Source organism: Mycobacterium sp. GA-0227b (assembly GCF_001499855.1).
In the GTDB taxonomy this organism is placed as follows: domain Bacteria; phylum Actinomycetota; class Actinomycetes; order Mycobacteriales; family Mycobacteriaceae; genus Mycobacterium.
The window spans coordinates 202,324-219,586 of record NZ_LQIK01000030.1; the positions used below are offsets into that span (position 1 = coordinate 202,324).

General features: G+C 68.3%; 13 protein-coding genes. 7 read left to right on the forward strand and 6 right to left on the reverse strand.

Features of this window, described 5'->3' with window-relative positions:
• Positions 1–112 precede the first annotated feature (112 nt).
• The 3 genes from AU185_RS18500 to AU185_RS18510 form a co-directional block, all read right to left on the reverse strand.
• A complete protein-coding gene (locus tag AU185_RS18500; protein ID WP_059098780.1) occupies positions 113–1,939 on the reverse strand; it encodes a phosphoenolpyruvate carboxykinase (GTP) in 1,827 nt (608 codons plus the stop codon).
• A gap of 141 nt (positions 1,940–2,080) precedes the next feature.
• On the reverse strand, positions 2,081–3,544 hold the full coding sequence (locus tag AU185_RS18505; protein ID WP_059098781.1) for a hypothetical protein: 1,464 nt from the start codon (positions 3,542–3,544) through the stop codon (positions 2,081–2,083).
• Positions 3,541–4,542 carry a hypothetical protein gene (locus tag AU185_RS18510; protein WP_231740268.1) on the reverse strand — a complete coding sequence of 334 codons (1,002 nt, stop codon included), beginning with the start codon at positions 4,540–4,542 and terminating at the stop codon, positions 3,541–3,543. The genes AU185_RS18505 and AU185_RS18510 overlap by 4 nt, the downstream gene beginning before the upstream one ends.
• Before the next feature lie 147 nt (positions 4,543–4,689).
• On the opposite strand from AU185_RS18510, the gene trmB reads away from it, so the two are divergent.
• The 3 genes from trmB (at position 4,690) to AU185_RS18525 (ending at position 9,603) form a co-directional block, all read left to right on the forward strand.
• On the forward strand, positions 4,690–5,496 hold the full coding sequence (gene trmB / locus AU185_RS18515) for a tRNA (guanosine(46)-N7)-methyltransferase TrmB (protein WP_059098782.1): 807 nt from the start codon (positions 4,690–4,692) through the stop codon (positions 5,494–5,496).
• A 74-nt stretch (positions 5,497–5,570) separates the two neighbouring features.
• Complete coding sequence (locus tag AU185_RS18520) at positions 5,571–6,197, forward strand: NYN domain-containing protein (RefSeq protein ID WP_231740271.1); 627 nt, start codon at positions 5,571–5,573, stop codon at positions 6,195–6,197.
• A gap of 37 nt (positions 6,198–6,234) precedes the next feature.
• A complete protein-coding gene (locus AU185_RS18525; protein WP_059098784.1) occupies positions 6,235–9,603 on the forward strand; it encodes an MMPL family transporter in 3,369 nt (1,122 codons plus the stop codon).
• Positions 9,604–9,616: 13 nt separating this feature from the next.
• Here the strand turns inward: AU185_RS18525 and AU185_RS18530 are convergent, their stop codons facing one another.
• Complete coding sequence (locus AU185_RS18530) at positions 9,617–10,756, reverse strand: AI-2E family transporter (protein ID WP_059098785.1); 1,140 nt, start codon at positions 10,754–10,756, stop codon at positions 9,617–9,619.
• 75 nt (positions 10,757–10,831) lie between these two features.
• Here AU185_RS18530 and AU185_RS18535 point away from each other — a divergent pair, with 75 nt between their 5' ends.
• Together AU185_RS18535 and AU185_RS18540 are read left to right on the forward strand one after the other, a co-directional pair.
• A complete protein-coding gene (locus AU185_RS18535) occupies positions 10,832–11,887 on the forward strand; it encodes a lysylphosphatidylglycerol synthase transmembrane domain-containing protein (protein WP_059098786.1) in 1,056 nt (351 codons plus the stop codon).
• 12 nt (positions 11,888–11,899) lie between these two features.
• Complete coding sequence (locus AU185_RS18540; protein WP_059098787.1) at positions 11,900–12,277, forward strand: DUF3054 domain-containing protein; 378 nt, start codon at positions 11,900–11,902, stop codon at positions 12,275–12,277.
• Positions 12,278–12,302: 25 nt separating this feature from the next.
• Here AU185_RS18540 and AU185_RS18545 read toward each other — a convergent pair whose 3' ends face one another.
• Together AU185_RS18545 and AU185_RS18550 are read right to left on the reverse strand one after the other, a co-directional pair.
• Positions 12,303–12,683 (reverse strand): heme-binding protein, encoded by a 381-nt coding sequence (locus AU185_RS18545; protein WP_059098788.1) that lies wholly within the window; start codon positions 12,681–12,683, stop codon positions 12,303–12,305.
• Positions 12,684–12,873: 190 nt separating this feature from the next.
• On the reverse strand, positions 12,874–13,446 hold the full coding sequence (locus AU185_RS18550; RefSeq protein WP_059098789.1) for a hemophore: 573 nt from the start codon (positions 13,444–13,446) through the stop codon (positions 12,874–12,876).
• A gap of 366 nt (positions 13,447–13,812) precedes the next feature.
• Between AU185_RS18550 and AU185_RS18555 the strand changes: the two genes are divergently transcribed.
• Together AU185_RS18555 and AU185_RS18560 are read left to right on the forward strand one after the other, a co-directional pair.
• Entirely contained in the window at positions 13,813–16,719 is a 2,907-nt protein-coding gene (locus AU185_RS18555; protein ID WP_059098790.1) for an MMPL family transporter, read from the forward strand.
• The gene (locus AU185_RS18560; RefSeq protein WP_059098791.1) at positions 16,716–17,240 is read left to right on the forward strand and encodes a hypothetical protein; all 525 of its coding nucleotides are present in this window, start codon (positions 16,716–16,718) and stop codon (positions 17,238–17,240) included. Before AU185_RS18555 ends, AU185_RS18560 begins: the two co-directional genes overlap by 4 nt.
• Positions 17,241–17,263 lie beyond the last annotated feature (23 nt).

Consider the following 17,263-nt stretch of genomic DNA (forward strand, 5'->3'; position numbering starts at 1 on the left):
AGCGCACAACTGGCCGTCAGCGGCTGAAGCAGCTGACCGCGAGCGACCGCGAAGTGCTGCATTTCCGCGGCGCGTCGTGTGCAAACACGGCCGCTCACGGTAGGGAGGTGAGTTACTCGGCCTCGGCCAACCGGTGCTTCAGCGCGTCGAACTCGTCCTTGATGCCGGTCGGCAGCTTCTCGCCGACGAACTCGAACCACTCCTCGATCAGCGGAAGCTCCTGGCGCCACTCCTCGACGTTCACCTTGAGCGCAGCGTCCACGTCGGCCGGATCGACATCCAAGCCGGACAGGTCGAGATCCTCGGCGGTGGGCACGGTGCCGATCGGCGTGGTGCGGCCACCGGCCTTCTGCTCGATCCGGTCGATGATCCACTTCATCACGCGGCTGTTCTCACCGAAGCCCGGCCACAGGAAGCGGCCGTCGTCGCCGCGACGGAACCAGTTGACGAAGAAGATCTTCGGCATCTTCGACTCGTCGGACTGCTTGCCGATGTCGATCCAGTGCGCGAAGTAGTCGCCGACGTTGTAGCCGAGGAACGGCAGCATCGCCATGGGGTCGCGGCGCACGGTGCCGACCTTGCCCTCGGCGGCGGCGGTCTGCTCGGAGCCCATCGTGGCGCCGATGAACACGCCGTGCTGCCAGTCGCGGGCCTGCGTCACCAGCGGCACCGTCGTCTTGCGGCGAGCGCCGAACAGGATCGCCGAGATCGGCACGCCCTGCGGGTCGTCCCACTCCGAAGCCAGCGTCGGGCACTGCGACATCGGGGTGCAGTAGCGCGAGTTCGGATGCGCGGCCTTCTCCTCCGAGTCCGGCGTCCAGTCGCGCTTCTTCCAGTCGATGAGGTGCTGCGGATCGCCCTCCAGGCCCTCCCACCACACGTCGTTGTCGTCGGTCAGCGCGACGTTGGTGAACACGGTGTTGCCGGCCTCGATGGTCTTCATCGCGTTCGGGTTCGACGACCAGTTGGTGCCCGGCGCGACGCCGAAGAAGCCGAACTCCGGGTTCACCGCGTACAACCGGCCGTCCTTGCCGAACCGCATCCAGGCGATGTCGTCGCCGATGGTCTCGGCGCGCCATCCCGGAATCGTGGGCTGCAGCATCGCGAGGTTGGTCTTACCGCACGCCGACGGGAACGCCGCGGCGACGAAGTACGCCTTGTTCTCCGGCGAGATCAGCTTGAGGATCAGCATGTGCTCGGCGAGCCAGCCCTCGTCGTGCGCCATGGCCGAGGCGATGCGAAGCGAGTAGCACTTCTTACCCAGCAGCGCGTTGCCGCCATACCCCGAGCCGTAGCTCCAGATCTCGCGGGTCTCCGGGAAGTGGCTGATGTACTTGGTGTCGTTGCACGGCCACGGCACGTCCTTCTGGCCCGGCTCCAGCGGCGCGCCGATCGAGTGCAGCGCCTTGACGAAGAAACCGTCGTCGCCCATCTTGTCAAGCGCGGCTTTGCCCATCCGGGTCATGGTCCGCATCGACACCACGACGTACTCGGAGTCGGTCAGCTCCACGCCGAGCTTTGGATCCTCGGCGCCGAGCGGGCCCATGCAGAACGGCACCACGTACATGGTGCGGCCGCGCATACAGCCGCGGTACAGGTCGGTCATGGTCTCGCGCATCTCGGCGGGCGCCATCCAGTTGTTGGTGGGGCCGGCGTCGATCTCCTTCTCGGTGCAGATGAAGGTCCGCGACTCGACGCGTGCGACGTCCGAGGGGTCAGACAGCGCGAGGTACGAGTTCGGCTTCTTCTCGTCGTTGAGACGGGTGAAGGTGCCTGCCGCCACCAGTTGCTCGCACAGGCGGGCGTTCTCCTCGTCAGATCCGTCGGCGAACACCACGCGGTCGGGCTGCGTCAGTTCGGCGACCTCTTGAACCCAAGCGAGCAGACCCTTGTGCTTCGTCGGTGCGGTGTCCAGACCTGGGATGGTCGCTGCGGTCATGAAAATCTCCTGTGTCTGTTGCTGCCAGGACCCAAGGCTCCGTGTGCGCTACCCAGACAGGAATAGGCAGCGTTGCGGTTTCCTATACCGAGGTTATCGCGGGTGAGATACCCACGGGGAATCGGGGATGTGTCCGATGACTCACAAGAACGATTCAGAAGGCCGTTTTCCATAGAGTTCGGCCCGCACCGCGTCGAGCGCCCGGTGCAACGACGGCAGGCGTTTGTCCCGCACGGCGGCGGCACGGGCGGTCTGCACAGCATGCTCACGCAGTTCGGCGTCGATCTCGGCCACCTGGACCTCCGCGGCGGCGGCCTCGCGTTCGTCGCGCGCGGCCGATTCCGAGGTCAGCGCACTCTCGGCGGCCAGCATCCGCGTCGCCACGCGCTCCTCGAGTGCGGATTTCACGATCGAGGCGATGTCGGTGACCCAGCGGTCCAGCACGGCCCGGTCGTGCAGCAGTCCGCGGATGCCCACGACCCACACCGTCAACGCCAGCCCCACCAGCCCCCCTGCCACCAGGCCGGCGATGGTCAGCCCGGGTGCCAGGCCGGTGAACAACCGCGTCACCGCGAGCGCCACCCCCAGCCCGAAGCCGGCACCGAGGATCATCGTCAGCTGCGTCTCCAACCGTCGCGACTTCAGCGGCGGCGCTGTGACCTCGGGAGCGGACGGCGCCGCGGGAGTCGGCGGGGCGGTCAGGCCGAGTTGTGCCGCCACGTCGGTGAGCTGGGCGCTGATACCCTCCTCGACCTCCGCGACCACCTCGCCGACCCGCTCGCGTACGTGCGACTCGAAGCCGCCGAGTCGGCGGCGGCTCAACTGCGCCGCGTCCTCGGCGAGTTCGGCCCGCACCGACGTGCACCGCTTGCGCGCGAAGTAGCCCAGTTGGACACGGGCCTGTTGAAGCTGGCTGCGCAGCGCTATCGCGTGCTCGGACTTCGCCTGCCGACGGCTCCGAGCGATGTCCTCGCGCGCCTGCTGCAGAGCCTTCACCCGCGCCCGCCGGTCGGCGCCGTCTCCGTCGGAACGACACCGCTCGATCGCCGTCCCGAGCCGAGTTTCCCACGCCCGCAGCCTGTTTCGCCGCTTCAGCTCCGGATCTGCCAGCCGTTGCCGCAGCAATCCGACGAGTTCATCGACACGTGGCTCCCCCAGATCCGGCGCCGCGGCCGTACCCACCCACGGCACGTGCGCGTGCCGGGGCGACCATCCAGCCAGCACGGCCCGGTTGGCGGCGAGCACGTCGCGCCAGTTGCGGTGGGTGTCGATCTTCGCCACCACACCGACCACCAGATCGGTATGCGGTGTGACCAGATCCATGAGCTCACAGTCGGATTCGGTCAACGGCGACACCGCCGACACCACGAACACCACCGCGATGGGTGCGTCGGTCCGGCCCAGTTCATCGGCTTCGACGAAGGTGTGCTCGGGAATCTGTTCCCGCAGCGCCGCAGCGACGCTGGTGGTGCCGGCCAGCCAGGGCCCGGTCACGAGCACGACGTCTCGCACCCGCACCTCCGGCGGGGCCAGTCCCGGTTCGACGGCGGCGACCACCGCGTCGGCTGATGCGAGCGCATCGGCGCTCGTCGCGTCCGACGTCACCGCGACCGTCCGAGCAGGCGCAGCGAACCCCGGCTGATGTCGGCGGCGCAGGCGCGGTGCAGCGCGTCGACCGGGCCGCTGCCGTACCGGCGCCACCGCACGGCACGGCGCAGGTGGGCGGCCGGGTCGTCGCCACGGTCGACGGTCAGGCCCGCAGCCTCGACGACGTCGACCGCCGCCGTCATCACCGCGAGTATCGTGTCGTCGTTCACCAGCATTTCGGCCAGCCGCGAATCATCGGATTGTGTTGCCACTGCCCGCAATTGGCTCACCGCGGCTCGAAGGCGCCGGTACCGAAGCGGTGCGCCCGCAGCGTGGATGTGCTCGACGACCCGGTCGACTTGGCTGAGCCGACGCAGGTGGCCGGTCAGCGACTCCGCAGTCGCACCGCGGTCGAGGGCGAGCACCGCATGCGCGATACCGAACCGGTCGAGCGCACCGAGCAGGCGTTCGCGCACCTCGCGCGACAGTGGGTGGGGCGCCTCGACGAACGCATCGGTCGACGTCAGATCGGCGGGGTGGCTGAGCAGTGTCTGCAGCGCGCCGACGAGGTCGCCTGTCAGTTCCACGTCGGCGAGCAGCGCGATCATCGGCGCCGTCGAAAGGCCGGTCAGCGCGCGGATATGGGCGGCCCGGCGGTGTGCCAGCGCCACCGGTCCGTCCGCGCCGAAGCCGGTGAGGTCGGCCTTGTTCAGGACGATGACCGTCGGCCGGTCCCGGCTTGTCAACACCCGGTCCTCGGGTTTGAGCGCTTCGGCGATCACCACGACATCGACGTCGGCGGCGCCGGCGGATGAAACCGGGACGCCCGCGGCGGTCAACGCGGCGGCCACCGTCGCGCACCCGACCCCGTCGCGACCGCGCACCGCAACCCGTGTCGGCGCGGTGAGGCGCCGGATGATCGGCGGCAGCCGCGGATCGCGGCTCTCTTCAGCGAATTGCAGCAGGGTGTCGACGAAAATCTGACGACCTTCTTCTATCCGTGGACGAGGCGCCACATCACACCCTGCCCTCATCTGACGATCGTGACACCTCGGTGGTCACGGCGCGAGCGGCCGCGGCGCAGCTTGGGGACAGACCGCTGTACCAGCCGAAGGCAACTGTTGGGTATCAATCTGTACCACGATGCGGGTACTCCAGTCGGGATGAGCCACCATGGACGGATGCATCTGCCCGGGCCCGATGTCGCCGACGCTTCGGCTCCCAGGCCCGATGTCGCCGACGCTTCGGCTCCCAGGCCCGACGTCGCCGATGTCGCCGGTGAGCACCGCTATCCCCGCGTCACCAGCTTCCGCACCAGGCGCACCACGCTGTCGGCCGCCCAGCAGGCGACGTGGGAGCGGCTGTGGCCGGAGATCGGCATGCATGCCCGCGACGGCGGCCGACCTGTTCCGCAGTTGGACATCGAGGCGTGGTTCGGCCGCTCGGCGCCCGTCGTGCTGGAGATCGGCTGCGGGGCAGGCATCTCGACGCTGGCGATGGCCCAGGCGGAACCTCACCTCGACGTGGTCGCGGTGGAGGTGTACCGGCGCGGGCTGGCCCAGCTGCTGAGCGGCATCGACCGCGAACAGGTGACGAATATCCGGCTGGTCCGCGGAGACGGCGTCGACGTGCTGCAGCACATCTTCGGACCCGACTCGCTGACCGGGGTGCGGGTGTTCTTCCCCGACCCGTGGCCCAAGGCTCGCCACCACAAGCGCCGGCTGTTGCAACCGGCCACCGTCGCGTTGATCGCCGACAGGCTGCGCCCCGGTGGCGTGCTGCACGCCGCGACGGACCACTCCGGCTACGCCGAGCACATCGCCGAAGTCGGCGACGCCGAGCCGCGGCTGCGTCGCGTCAGCCCAACCGATCCGCTTCCGATCTCCGTCGAGCGGCCGGTCACCAAGTACGAGGGCAAGGCGCAGCACGCCGGCAGCGCCGTCGCAGAACTGCTGTGGGAGAGAGTATGAGCCTCACAGAAGACATCAGACATATAGAAGAGGTGGCACCACCCGAAGCGGCCACACCACCGGCGGCCGACAAGATGGCCCGGGTGCTGCTGGTCTGGGACGCTCCCAACCTCGACATGGGTCTCGGCTCGATCCTCGGCGGCCGGCCGACCGCCGCACACCGGCCGCGGTTCGATGCGCTGGGGCGCTGGCTGCTGACGCGGACGGCGGAGCTCTCGGCGGTGCGCCCGGACGTCACGCTGGAGCCGGAGGCGACCGTCTTCACCAACATCGCGCCCGGCAGCGCCGACGTCGTCCGGCCGTGGGTGGAGGCGTTGCGTAACGTCGGCTTCGCGGTCTTCGCGAAACCGAAGATCGATGAGGACAGTGATGTCGATACCGACATGCTGAACCACATCGCGCTGCGCCGCAGCGAGGGTCTGGCCGGGGTGCTGGTGGCTTCGGCCGACGGTCAGGCCTTCAAACAACCGCTGGAGGAGATCGCTCGCGACGGCATCCCGGTCCAGGTGCTCGGATTTCGCGAACATGCAAGTTGGGCGCTAGCGTCGGATACCTTGGAGTTCGTCGACCTGGAGGACATCGAGGGTGTCTTCCGGGAACCGCTACCGCGAATCGGCCTAGATTCGCTGCCCGAGCAGGGGGCATGGTTGCAGCCGTTCCGGCCGCTGTCCTCGCTACTGACCTCGCGTGTCAACAACTGAACTGCGCGGGTCGCCGCTGACTTAGTTAGGAGCTCAAGTGTTCGCCTGGTGGGGTCGAACGGTGTACCGGTACCGGTACATCGTCATCGGCGTCATGGTCGCGCTCTGTCTCAGTGGCGGTATCTACGGCATCAGCCTCGGCAGCCACGTCACCCAGAGCGGCTTCTACGACGAAGGCAGCCAATCGGTGCACGCATCGGTGGTCGCCGACGAGGCATACGGTCGCGACCGCACCAGCCACATCGTCGCCATCCTGACGCCCCCCGACGGCAAAAAGGTCAACGACCCCGCGTGGATGAAGCAGACCGTCGACGAGCTCAACCAGCTGGTCGAGGACAACAGCGACAGGATCGTGAGCTGGGTCGGTTGGCTGCGCGCGCCCGACGCCGAATCGCAAACCGTCCAGCAGATGAAGACCGCGGACCTGTCCCGCACGTTCGTCAGCATCCCGCTCAAGGGCGACAGCGACGACGAGATCCTCAAGAACTACCAGGCCGTCGAGGACCAATTGCGCGAGGTCAACGACGGCAACATCCAGCTGGCCGGGTTGAACCCGCTGGCCAGTGAACTCACCGGCACCATCGGTGAGGACCAACGCCGCGCCGAGGTGGCCGCCATCCCGCTGGTGGCGGTCGTGCTGTTCTTCGTGTTCGGCGGCGTGGTCGCGGCCAGCCTCCCGGCCATCATCGGCGGCCTGACGATCGCCGGCGCACTGGGCATCATGCGGTTGGTCGCCGAGTTCATGCCGGTGCACTTCTTCGCCCAGCCCGTGGTGACCCTGATGGGTCTCGGTATCGCCGTCGACTACGGCCTGTTCATGGTCAGCCGCTTCCGCGAAGAGATCGCGGAGGGCTACGACACCGAGGCCGCGGTCCGGCGCACCGTGATGACTTCGGGCCGCACGATCATGTTCTCCGCGGTGATCCTGGTGGCATCGTCGGTGCCGCTGCTGCTGTTCCCGCAGGGCTTCCTGAAGTCCATCACCTACGCGATCATCGCGTCGGTGATGCTGGCGGCGGTGCTGTCGGTCACGGTGCTGGCGGCTGCGCTCGCCATCCTGGGACGCAACGTCGACGCCCTCGGGGTGCGGACGCTGGTGCGCTTCGCCCAGCCGGACACGATCGCCTCGTATTCGCACAACGGCCGCCGCAATCCGCTGGCCGTCGCGTCGGTCGTCCTCGGTGTACTGGTCCCGTTCGCGGCGATCCCGGTCGGCCACGTTGCCCGAGCGCAGATCCGTCGCACGCAGGACGACGGCGCGGGGCTCGCGCTGATCGGTCTGGTGCTCGGCTACATCGGTTCGTTCGCGTGGCTCACCTACGGCTTGTTCGCGTTGAAGGACACGATCGGCTCGGCGATCTTCTGGTTGCTCCTGGGAATCTTGGTGTTCGTCGCGGGCACCATCACGGTGCTGGCGCTGGCCCGGTTCAGCCCCGCGGTGCGTAAGCCCACGATCGCGTGGCTCGACTGGCTCGCCGAGAAGACCCAGAAGACCAAGACCCGCGCCGAGGTCGAGAAGGGCTTCTGGGGCAAGCTGGTCAACCGCGTGATGAAACGCCCGATCGCGTTCGCCGCGCCGATCGTCATCGCGATGATCCTGCTGATCATCCCGTTGGGACAGTTGTCGCTCGGCGGCATCAGCGAGAAGTACCTACCGCCGGACAACCCGGTCCGCCTGGCTCAGGAGGCCTTCGACAAGACGTTCCCCGGGTTCCGCACCGAACCGCTGACCATCGTGATCGAGAACAACGATGGTGATCCGGTCACCGACCAGCAGGTCGCCGAGATCCGCAACAAGGCGATGGCGATTCCCGGTTTCATCGAACCCGACGACGACCCCACCAAGATGTGGCAGGCGCGCCCGCATCAGGAGAGCGGCTCGAAGGACCCGTCGGTCCGCGTCATCCAGAACGGTCTGGAGAACCGCAACGACGCCGCCAAGAAGATCGAGGAACTCCGGTCCATCACGCCACCGCGCGGGCTGTCGATCTCGGTGGGCGGCACCCCGGCGCTGGAGCAGGACAGCATTCACAGCTTGTTCGACAAGCTGCCGCTGATGGTGACCGTGCTGATCGTCACCACGACCATCCTGATGTTCCTGGCGTTCGGGTCGGTGGTGCTGCCCATCAAGGCCGCGGTGATGAGCGCGCTCACCCTCGGTTCGACGATGGGCGTGCTGACGTGGATGTTCGTCGACGGGCACGGCTCCGGCCTGATGAACTACACGCCGCAGCCGCTGATGGCGCCGATGATCGGGTTGATCATCGCGGTGATCTGGGGGCTGTCGACCGACTACGAGGTCTTCCTGGTGTCACGCATGGTGGAGGCGCGCGAACGCGGCATGTCCACCGCCGAGGCGATCCGGATCGGCACCGCGACCACCGGCCGGTTGATCACGGGCGCCGCGCTGGTGCTGGCGGTCGTCGCGGGCGCGTTCGTGTTCTCCGACCTGGTGATGATGAAGTACCTGGCCTTCGGCCTGCTGATCGCGCTGCTGCTGGACGCCACGATCGTCCGGATGTTCCTGGTCCCGGCCGTGATGAAGCTGCTCGGCGACGACTGCTGGTGGGCACCGCGGTGGATGAAGCGCATCCAGGAGCGGCTGGGGCTGGGCGAGACCGAACTGCCCGACGAGCGGAAGCGGCCCGCGGTGCGCGACTCCGCCGAGAGTCCCGAGGCGTTGGTCGGTGCGGGTGCGCCCGCGCCGCGTCGCCCGTACGACAGGCCCCGCCCACCGCACGATCCGACGCATCCGGCCGTCGAAGGCTCGTCGCGACCCGGCGCGACCCGCGTCGCGGCGCCGCCGCGGGCGAACGCTCCCTCGGTGGCGGGCACGACGCGCATCCCCAGCGCTGCCACACCTGCCGCACCGCCTTCTGACGAACCGCAGACCACGCGGTTGTCGATGGCCAAGAACGCCGTTCGCAACGCGGTGACCAACGCCGCCGCCGCGACGCGTCAGGCCGCTCGGCCGCCGGCACCGCCCGCCCCGCCGCCACGGCCTCCGCGCGAGGAACGCGAGATCGAGTCCTGGCTGGGCGAGTTACGTGGCACCGGCACGCCGCCCGCCCCGCCGGCACCGCAACGTCCGTCGGCGGAGCCCACCAGGGCGATGCCCGCGGGAAGCCCGCCGGAAGGCAGGAGACAACGTCGGGCCGAATCGCGTCCGTCGCCGGACAACGAGCCGACCACCGCGATTCCGACACCACGGACCCGCCCGCAGGGCACCCCGCCGGAAGGCAGGGAAGACCCCGATGCGACGACCGCCATCCCCACCCCGGGTAGGCAATCAGACGATGCCGAGGCGGCGACTGAAAAGCTCAACACGCGCGAGGACGAGGAACGTCAGCGTCGCAGCGGTGGGTTGAGCGCACAGGACCTGCTGCGCCGCGAGGGCCGGCTCTAGCCAATCACTGAGGCTATGACTCCTCGACGTCGTCGGTCTCGGCTCTGACCAACGGCCCGTCCTCGGCCTCCTGCGCGGCTTCCTCCGCGGCCGGGTCCCGGGCGGTGAGCACGCGAATCGAGCTGTTGAGGAACGCGAGCACCGGTACCGCCAGAAGTGCTCCGACGATGCCCGCCAAGACGCCACCGCCCGCGATCACCAGAACGATCGCCAGCGGGTGAATCGACACCGCACGACCCATCACCAACGGCTGCAGGACGTGTCCTTCCAGCTGCTGGACCGCGATGACAAGAGCCAGAGTGATCAGTGCATAGATGATGCCCTTGGCGATCAGCGCGACGACCACCGCGAGGGCGCCGGCGATCACCGCACCGACGAGCGGAATGAATGCGCCCAAGAACACCAGCGACGCCAACGGCAAGGCCAACGGCACACCCATGATCGCCAGGCCGGTGCCGATCCCGACGGCGTCGACGAGCGCAACCAGGAACGTCGCCCGCACATAACCGATCAGCGAGTGGAAGCCGGCCCGGCCGGCGTCGCGAACGCGCTCGCGCACGCTCACCGGGAAGATCCGCGTGACGAACGCGTAGATGTTGCGCCCGCCTTGCAGCAGGAAGATCAGCGTGAACAACACCAGCACGGCGCCGGTGACGATCTCGGTCACCGTGCCGGCCGTCGACAGCGCGCCGGTCGTCACCCGTTCCTGGTTGTTCTGCAAGGCCTCGATCGCGGCGTTGCCCGCGTTGTCGATCTGTTCCCGACTCAGGTGCAGTGGGCCGTCGATCAGCCAGTCGCGCACACCGTCGATGCTGCGGCTCACCTGCTCCACCAACGCCGGTGCACCCTCGATGAACTGGCTGACGACGAAGGCCAGAATCCCTCCGACGACGGCGAAGCCGCCGAGCAACATCAGCGCTACGGCCCCGCCGCGCGGTGCTCCGCGCCGGTCTAGGAAGTCGACCGCCGGCATCAGCAGGGCCGCCAGAATCGTCGCCAACGCCACTGGGACGACGATGATCTCGAGTCGCTTGAACAACCACAGCAACGCGACGATGGCGGCGAGGATCACCAGCAATCGCCATGACCACGCGGCGGCCTTGCGAACGAGAGGCGAAACCGCCTCGTCATCGAGCGAAGTGCCCTCGAGCATCCCGATAGCGTAACGGCCCGCAGCACCCTGGGCCGGTTCTCCGGGATCGGCCGCGCCACGCACTACCCTTACCCCGTGGCCCACGACGCGCCTGCGAGTGCAGCCCGCAGCCAGGTGCGCTCCACGCGCAGCAGGTACTGGTGGCTGCGGTGGGCGGTCTTCGCCGTCGTGGTCGTCGTACTGACCGTCGAACTCGGGCTGGTGTGGGATCAGCTCGCCAAGGCGTGGCACAGCCTCTACACAGCGGATTGGTGGTGGGTGCTCGCCGCCGTCGGCACCGCCCTGGCGTCCATGCACTTCTTCGGCGACATTCAGCGCAAGTTGCTGCGCTCGGCGGAAGTGCCTGTGCGGCAGTGGCGTTCGCAGGCGGCGTTCTATGCGGGCAATTCGCTGAGCACGACGCTGCCGGGCGGGCCCGTGCTGTCGGCCACGTTCATCTACCGTCAGCAGCGGCTCTGGGGTGCGACGCCGGTGATCGCCTCGTGGCAGCTGGTGATGTCGGGGGCGCTGCAGGTGACCAGCCTCGCGCTGCTCGGGTTGGGCAGCGCGTTCTTCCTGGGAGCCAAACACAACCCGTTCTCGCTGATCTTCACGCTGGCCGGCTTCATCATGCTCATCGTGCTGGCGCAAGCGGTGGCGTCGCGGCCGGATCTGCTCGACGGCGTGGGCGTGCGGGTGCTGTCGTCGGTGAACTACCTGCGCGCCAAACCGGCCGACAACGGCTTGGCGAGGTGGCGTGAGACGCTGGCGCAGCTCGAATCGGTGAAGCTGAGCCGAAGCCAGCTCAGCGTCGCGTTCGTGTGGTCGATGTTCACGCTGGTGACCGGTGTGGGCACGCTGCTGTTCGCCTGCTACGCCGCCGGCGGACGGCCCTCCCTGCTCGGGGTGATCGTGGCGTACGTCGCGGCCCGCGCGGTCGGGTCGATCCCGCTGATGCCCGGCGGGTTGCTGGTGGTCGAGGCGGTGCTGGTGCCCGGCCTGGTGTCGAGCGGAATGACGTTGGCGTCGGCGATCTCGGCGATGCTCATCTACCGGTTGATCAGCTGGATCTTCATCGCGGCGATCGGATGGGTGGTGTTCTTCTTCATGTTCCGCACCGAAACCGACGTCGACCCCGACGCATGTAGTTGAAGGTGACGACCCATGCCGATCGATAGCCGAGAGCAGACCCGGCCCGCGCTGGCGGCGCTGGCAACCGACGTGTGCTGCCTGATCGTGTTCGCGGCCATCGGCCGACGCAGCCACGCCGAGGGTGTCGACCTGGCCGGCGTCGCTGCGACCGCATGGCCGTTCGTGGCGGGCGCGGCGGCCGGGTGGGCGCTGACTCGTGGGTGGCGGCGACCCTACGCGCTGCTCCCTACGGGGATCGCGGTGTGGGTGTGCACCATCGTGGTGGGGATGCTGCTACGTAAGCTGACGACGGCCGGCGTCGCACCGAGTTTCGTTGTGGTGGCCTCGATTTCGACCGCAGTGCTGCTACTCGGCTGGCGCGCCGCGATCCTGGTCATGACCCGCCGCTGACACCGCCAGCGGCGGGCACGCAGACCTAACTGTCGGCGAGGCCGTCGCCGTTGGTGTCGCCGCAGCGGTTCTTGATGTCAACCAGAGGCTGGCGGATCCCGGTCAACTCGGCCTTCACCTGAGGGTTGGAGTTCAGGTAGTCCTGCACCTTGCCCCGAACCTCGTCGCGCGGCAGGCCCTCGAGGCTGGTGAAGAACCAGTTCACATCAGGATGGCTGAACAGGTACGCCGAGGTCGCTGCCGAGACGCCCGACGCCACCCCGGCGAGATCGGCCGCCGTGCAGTTCGGCGGCGCGGGCTGGGCCGTCGCCGAAGGCATGGCACCGAGGAACATCGCACCGGCGATCGCGCCGGTGCCGACCGCGCCAGCTACCGCACGTCGCGCAGTACGGGCCGAGAGAACCATGGTTGAGCTCCTTCATGGGAAGTGGAGTGGTCGTAACCTGGGCGGTTACTGACGAAGACCAACTAGGACCAACGCTGAAAAGCTAAGCAGAATGTCGGCGGACTTTCTCGCCTTGCGGTCAACGAATCCCTAGAAACTCCGAATCCGCAGCTCAGAAGGCTCGTTGCGGAGTATTGCGCGCCGGGTTGGCTCAGGGCAGACCGGCGATGGCCGATCCCGGCGTCGCTGCGGTGCCCTGCGAGACCGGCGCCGCCGCGGGCATGTGCGCCGTGGCGCCCGCTGCGGGAAGGCCCGCGCTCTGGGCGGCGGGCGCCTGCGCCGGCAAACTCGCCGGCAGGCCGCCGCCCTGCTGCGCGGCCTGCAACAGACCCACCACCTGAGGCAGCGTGAACGGCAGTTTGCACTTACCGGACAGGCTCGCCAGCGGCTGCTGCAACTGCTGCATGTCCTTGGCCACTTTCGGGTTGGCATCGAAATACGTCTTCACCGCGGCCAGCGACTGCGGCCCGGCCTGCTGCTTGCTGATCGTCGTCAGGGCCTGGTTCGTCTGTGGGTGCTCTTCGAGGTACTCGCCGGTCGACGTGGCGACCTCACCGATCGTCCTGGCCAGCTCGCTGGCCGCACACGGGTCCTGCGCGGCGGTCGCGGACGGCATCAATGGCGCCGCCGGCGTCACCAGCGCGGCCACCACGGCGCCGCCGGCAGCGCAGGCAGCAAGGACACCGAAAAGCCCGCGACGTATCAGCCCGGTGGTCGTTTTCATGGACAACTCCTTACGGTTTGCGGACGGCATCGACATTTCGAGACATCTCGAACGATCCGCAAACACTCTCGATGGACGGCAATCAGTCCCCGACGCCGAAAACGGCCGCCTGACATCCTGCCACCCGGTCCGCTGCCCCCGCCAATTCCGCGGGCAAGACGCGCGAGGACCCCGCGGGACCCAGGGGGTCGAGGCCTCGCGGTAACGGCTTGCGGCCCGTTCGCGAGAATTGGATTAGAGCAGCTCGCGGCGTTGCTGGCAGATTGCTCGGGGACCACTGAAGGACGCGGCACCTTACCGCACACTGTTGTACGCTTCGGCTACGAAACGCCGGGGAGAAAGCGGGGGTTTCCAATCCAGCAGTTCATGATGCGCTTGAGTGGCAGCCTGCGCAGATATCGCTGGGCGGTGTTCGCCGTATGGCTGCTCCTTCTGGCCCCGTCGATCTGGCTCGCGCTCAACCAATCCGGCCACCTCACGGGCGGCGGCTTCGAAGTCGAAGGTTCGCAGTCGCTGCGGGTGCAGCGCGAACTCGAGGAGTACTTCCCCGACCAGGGCGCCTCCCCGCTGGCACTGGTCGCCGCGCCGCGCGCCGACGCCTCGTTCGAGGACATGAACGCCGCCGTCGCCCACCTCGAACGCCTCGCCGCCGAGGTGCCCAGCGTCAAGATCGTGCCCAATCGGCAACAGCCGCCGCCCCAACCCGACCGGCCCTACGTCATCACGCTGCAGCTGGACTTCAACAACACCGGGGCGGTCGACGTCGCCAAACGCTTGCGCCAAAAGGTCGGCATCGACGGCGAGGATCCCGGCGAGATCGAGAACGGCAAGGTCAAGCTGTACGTCATCGGCCAGGGAGCGCTGGGTGCGGCGGCCACCCAGGCCACCAAACACGACATCGCCCAGGCGGAGCGGTGGAACCTTCCGATCGTCCTGATCGTCCTGCTGGCGGTGTTCGGTTCGCTGGCGGCGGCGGCCGTACCACTGGTGCTCGGCGTCTGCACGGTCGCGGTGACCATGGGCATCGTCTATCTGCTGTCGATGGTCACGTCGATGTCGGTGTTCGTGACGTCGACCGTGTCGATGTTCGGCATCGCCCTGGCCATCGACTACTCCCTGTTCATCCTCATGCGGTTCCGTGAGGAACTGCGCGCCGGGCGCGACCCGGAGCAGGCCGCCGACGCCGCGATGGCGACGTCCGGCCTGGCGGTGGTGCTGTCCGGGGTGACCGTGATCGCCTCGGTGACCGGGATCTACCTGATCCAGACTCCGGTGCTGGTGTCGATGGCCACCGGTGCCATCCTCGCCGTCGCGGTGGCGGTGCTCACCTCCACCACGCTCACGCCGGCGGTGCTGGCGACGTTCGGGCGGGCGGCGGCCAAACGCTCGTCGTATCTGCACTGGTCGAGACGATCGGAAAGCACCCAGTCGCGGTTCTGGACCCGGTGGACCGGGTGGGTGATGCGGCGACCGTGGTTGTCGGCGCTGGCCGCCGCGGCGCTGCTGGTGGCGCTGGCCGCGCCGGCGTTTTCGATGATGCTCGGCAACAGCATGCAGCGTCAGTTCGAGCCGACCCACGAGATTCGCGGCGGGGTCAACGCAGCGGCCGAGGCGCTCGGTCCCGGTGCGCTCGGCCCGGTTCGTGTGTTGGTGACGTTCCCGGAAGGCGACGCCGCGTCGGCGCCGGGTAAGGAACCGCTGCTTGACGCGCTTCGCCAGCGCATGGCACAAGGCCCCAACGTGGTGTCGGTCAGCCCTCCCTCGTTCGGCGAGGACAACCGGCACGCATTGCTGTCGGCGGTGCTGTCGGTCGACCCCGAGGACATGGGCGCGCGCGAAACCGTCGACTGGCTGCGCGCCGAATTGCCGAAGGTTTCCGGCGTCGAGGACGTGCAGGTCGACGTCGGCGGGCCGACGGCCCTGATCAAGGACTTCGACGACCGGGTGTCCGCCACTCAGCCGCTGGTGTTCGTCTTCGTGGCGTTGATCGCGTTCCTCATGCTGCTCGTCGCGATCCGGTCGGTGGTGCTGGCGTTCAAGGGCGTCCTGATGACCGTGTTGTCGGTGGCGGCCGCCTACGGCAGCCTGGTCGTCGTGTTCCAGTGGGGCTGGCTGGAGGACCTCGGCTTCGAGCGGATCTCGTCGCTGGACAGCACCATTCCGCCCCTGGTGCTGGCGATGACGTTCGGCTTGTCCATGGACTACGAGATCTTCCTGCTGACCCGCATCCGGGAACGGTTCCTGCTGACGCGCAACACCCGCGATGCGGTGGCCTACGGCGTGAGCACCAGCGCCAGAACGATCACCAGCGCGGCGCTGATCATGATCGCGGTGTTCATCGGATTCGCGTTCGCGGGTATGCCGCTGGTGGCGCAGTTGGGCGTGGCGTGTGCGGTGGCGATCGCGGTGGACGCGACGGTGGTGCGGTTGGTACTGGTGCCCGCGCTGATGGCGATGTTCGACGAGTGGAACTGGTGGCTGCCGCGCTGGCTGGTGCGCATCCTGCCGTCGGTGGATTTCGAGAAGCCGCTGCCCAAGGTGGACACCCCCGACTTGATCATCATCCCCGACGACCTCTCGTCGCTGGGCCCGACCGGCTCCGAGCTACGCATGGTCGTCAAGTCGGCGGCCAAGTTGAAAACCCTTGCGCCGCAGGCTGTCACGGTCACCGATCCGCTGGCTTTCAGCGGCTGCGGCGGGACTGGCACGGCCACGAAGATGCGCAGCGCCGAGCGGCTCAACGGCGGCCACCGCCACGGCCGCAACGGCACCGCGCTGGCCACGGCCGCGCCGCCGGTGCATCCGGTGACGATGTGGGGGGGCCGACTGTCGGTCGCCCTCGACGCGCTGGCGACCGCGTCGGACTGCGAGGGCGCGCCGATGGAGCGGCGCAGTCCGATGGAGACCACCAACGTCCAGCTGCCGACCGGTGACCGGCTTCAGATCCCGACCGGCGCGGAGACGTTGCGGCTCAAGAGCTACCTCATCATGTGCCGGAACACCACCCGCGACTACGCGGAGTTCGCCGATCTCGTCGAGTGCATGGAGACGCACACCGCGGCAGAAGTGTTGACCGCGATGGACCGGTACTACTGTGGTCATCAGTCGAGAAAACAATGGGTGGCGACCCAGCTGGTGCGCCGACTGGCCGACCCTGCGCCTTCCGACGAGCACGACACCCGGATGTCGGGCCCCGAGGCGGAGGCGGAGTGGGCCAAGGTCAGAGAGCGTTGCCTTTCGGTGGCGGTCGCGATGCTGGAGGAGGCGAGGTGACGGTGACTCCCGACATCCGGGATACCCGCCGCCGCGGGGGTGTCTCCCCCGAACAGCGCCCGGCACCGCCCGCGCCTAAGCCGGCGGCCGGAGAGCGGCCCGTCGAGTTCTGGCCTACCGCTGCGATCCGCGCGGCGCTGGAGACCGACGATCTCGCCGTCTGGCAGCGCATCGTCGCGGCGATCAAGCGGGACCCGTTCGGTCGGACCGCCCGCCAGGTCGAGGAGGTCCTCGAGACCGCACGGCCGTACGGCGTGTCCAAGGCGCTCGCCGAGGTGCTCACCCGAACCCGCGAACACCTGGAGGCCAACGAGCGTCAGGAGGTGGCCCGCCACATCCGCGCACTACTGGAGCACTCCGGACTTGCGCCGCAGGAATTCGCGTCGCGGATCGGTGTGCCCGCCGCCGACTTCGCGGCCTTCCTCAGCGGCAAGACCAGCCCGTCGGCGGCGTTGATGGTGCGCATGAAGCGGCTGTCCGAACGGTTCGCCCGGATGCGGTCGAACCGGTCCAACGGCTGACGCCGGTCGCTGGGTATACGCCG

Excerpts from the sequence above, each read along its gene's own strand:
- AU185_RS18550 (WP_059098789.1), bottom strand. The coding sequence starts at position 13,446 with ATGAAAACGACCACCGGGCTGATACGTCGCGGGCTTTTCGGTGTCCTT.
- trmB (WP_059098782.1), top strand. The coding sequence starts at position 4,690 with ATGAGCCACCATGGACGGATGCATCTGCCCGGGCCCGATGTCGCCGAC.
- AU185_RS18530 (WP_059098785.1), bottom strand. The coding sequence starts at position 10,756 with ATGCTCGAGGGCACTTCGCTCGATGACGAGGCGGTTTCGCCTCTCGTT.
- AU185_RS18520 (WP_231740271.1), top strand. The coding sequence starts at position 5,571 with ATGGCCCGGGTGCTGCTGGTCTGGGACGCTCCCAACCTCGACATGGGT.
- AU185_RS18500 (WP_059098780.1), bottom strand. The coding sequence starts at position 1,939 with ATGACCGCAGCGACCATCCCAGGTCTGGACACCGCACCGACGAAGCAC.
- AU185_RS18540 (WP_059098787.1), top strand. The coding sequence starts at position 11,900 with ATGCCGATCGATAGCCGAGAGCAGACCCGGCCCGCGCTGGCGGCGCTG.
- AU185_RS18555 (WP_059098790.1), top strand. The coding sequence starts at position 13,813 with ATGATGCGCTTGAGTGGCAGCCTGCGCAGATATCGCTGGGCGGTGTTC.
- AU185_RS18545 (WP_059098788.1), bottom strand. The coding sequence starts at position 12,683 with ATGGTTCTCTCGGCCCGTACTGCGCGACGTGCGGTAGCTGGCGCGGTC.